This is a genomic window from Candidatus Protofrankia californiensis (assembly GCF_900634765.1).
GTDB lineage: Bacteria > Actinomycetota > Actinomycetes > Frankiales > Frankiaceae > Protofrankia > Protofrankia californiensis.
The window spans coordinates 5173-7342 of sequence record NZ_CAAAFT010000091.1 but is presented as its reverse complement, the minus strand read 5'-3'; the positions used below and the strand labels follow the sequence as shown (position 1 = coordinate 7342).

General features: G+C 69.2%; 2 protein-coding genes. Both read left to right on the top strand.

Going from position 1 to position 2170, the window contains the following annotated elements:
• Nucleotides 1-118 precede the first annotated feature (118 nt).
• Nucleotides 119-577 carry an Lrp/AsnC family transcriptional regulator gene (locus tag DD1DGNOD_RS05405; protein WP_131765536.1) on the top strand — a complete coding sequence of 153 codons (459 nt, stop codon included), beginning with the start codon at nt 119-121 and terminating at the stop codon, nt 575-577.
• A 123-nt stretch (nt 578-700) separates the two neighbouring features.
• Nucleotides 701-2065, top strand: coding sequence for an aspartate aminotransferase family protein (locus DD1DGNOD_RS05400; RefSeq protein WP_131769585.1), 1365 nt, complete (start codon nt 701-703; stop codon nt 2063-2065).
• Nucleotides 2066-2170 lie beyond the last annotated feature (105 nt).

Here is a 2170-nt window from a genome sequence, read left to right as displayed (position 1 = left end):
CGGCAGGCTTACGATTACCTTCGGGTGCATCCAGCAGACCAAATCACGATTACTCCTGGTTCATCCTTACCCGATAAGGAGGACGTTGTCCCAACCACGTAAGGCAAGCAGTGCGCGGATGGCGCCGGAACCCCTCCTGGACGACGTCAACAAAGCGATCATCGAACAGCTCCAGCGGGACGGCCGGCGGTCGTATGCGGCCATGGCCACAGCGGTGGGCCTGTCCGAAGCCGCGGTCCGCCAGCGGGTCCAGCGGATGCTGGACGCCGGAATCGTGCAGATCGTCGCGGTCACCGATCCGCTACGCGTCGGATTCCAGCGCGAAGCCATGATCGGCGTCAGAGTGTCCGGTGACACCCGGGAAGTGGCGGACGCCATCGCGGCGCTGCCCGAGGTCGATTACGTGGTGCTCACCGCGGGCTCGTTCGACCTGATCCTGGAAATCGTCGCCGAGGACGACGAGCACCTGCTTTCGCTGATCAACGATCGCATCCGCGCCCTGCCGCAGGTGCGGGAGACAGAGACGTTCGTCTACCTGCGCCTGGTGAAGCAGGCCTTCACCTGGGGCGCACGCTGACCGGACCAGGCCGCCGCACGCATACGCCCAGCGCATATGCATCCGGCGCATACGCACCGGCAAGGCACGTGTGTACCGTCAAGGCTGTTGCGACAGTGCCTGGGACGTGCGGTACTTGCCTCCATGCCACACCCCGCACCCGCGCAGCACTCCGCACAATCGCACCCCGCCCAGCCGCACCCCGCAGTGCGGGAACCGGCGAAACCGGGGCCGCTGCTGCACCCGTTCGCACGTCCGGCGGCGCCCGCGGACTCGTTCATCCGGATCGTCTCCGGCAAGGGCGCGTACGTCACGGACGACTCCGGCCGTCGCTACATCGACGGCATGGCAGGCCTGTGGTACTGCGCGGTCGGACACGGTCGCGAAGAGATCATCGAAGCGGTTGCGGCGCAACTGCGGAAGCTGGACGCGTTCCACCTCTTCGAACGGTTCACCAACGCCCCGGCCGAGGCACTCGCCGAACGGCTCGCCGCACTCGCACCCATGCCGCGGGCCCGGGTCTTCCTCACCAACGGCGGGTCCGAGGCGGTGGACAGCGCCATGAAGATCGCCCGTCTTGCGCATGCCGTCGCCGGCGAGCCGGAGCGGACGATCATCATCAGTCGCTCCCCGAGCTACCACGGCGTCACCTACGGCGGGATGAGCCTGACCGGCCTTCCGGCCAACCGGGACGGATTCGGCCCGGGTGTCGGCGACATCGTCCAGGTCGGCAAGGATGACCTGGACGCGGTGAGCGCGGTGATGGACGGCAACCACGGCCGGGTCGCCGCGGTGATCGCCGAGCCTGTGATCGGCGCCGGTGGCGTCCATCCCCCGCGTCCGGGTTACCTCACCGGGCTGCGTGACCTGTGCGACCGTCACGGCGCGTTCCTGATCCTCGACGAGGTGATCACCGGATTCGGCCGATTGGGAGGCTGGTTCGGCGCGGGCCACTTCGGTGTTCGGCCCGACATCGTCACTTTTGCCAAGGCTGTCACCAGCGGCTACCAACCGCTGGGCGGAGTGCTCGTCGGTCCCGCCGTACACGAACCGCTCAACCGCCCGGCCGTGCTGCTGCGCCACGGCGGCACCTATGCGGGGCATCCGGCGGCGTGCGCCGCCGCCCTTGCCAACATCGGCCTGCTGGAGTCCGAGGGCCTGATCGACCGGGCACCGGCGATAGGTGACCGCCTCGCGGCCGGGCTGCGCTCGGTCGCGAGGACGCACGGTCTCACCGACGTCCGCGGCTGCGGCGCCATGTGGGCGGTCGACCTGCCGAGCGGACTGGACGCCACCGCGACCCGTAACCGCATGCTCGCCCACGGCGTCATCGTCCGTCCGATCGGCACGTCGACCCTTGCCTTCTGCCCGCCGCTGGTCATCGACCTCGCCGACGTGGACGTGCTGTCGGCCGCTCTCCGGGCGGCACTCGACACGGCAGCGGACCTGGCATCGGATCCGGATCCGGTGCTCACGACGGCCCCGCCGGCAGCGCTGTCCGAGGGCTGAGCCGGCCCTGCCCGCGCCGCCAGAGCTGACAGGTCGGATCGGTGGGTCGGATCGGTGGGTCGGATCGGTGGGTCGGATCGGTGGGTCGGATCGGGCAGATCGGAG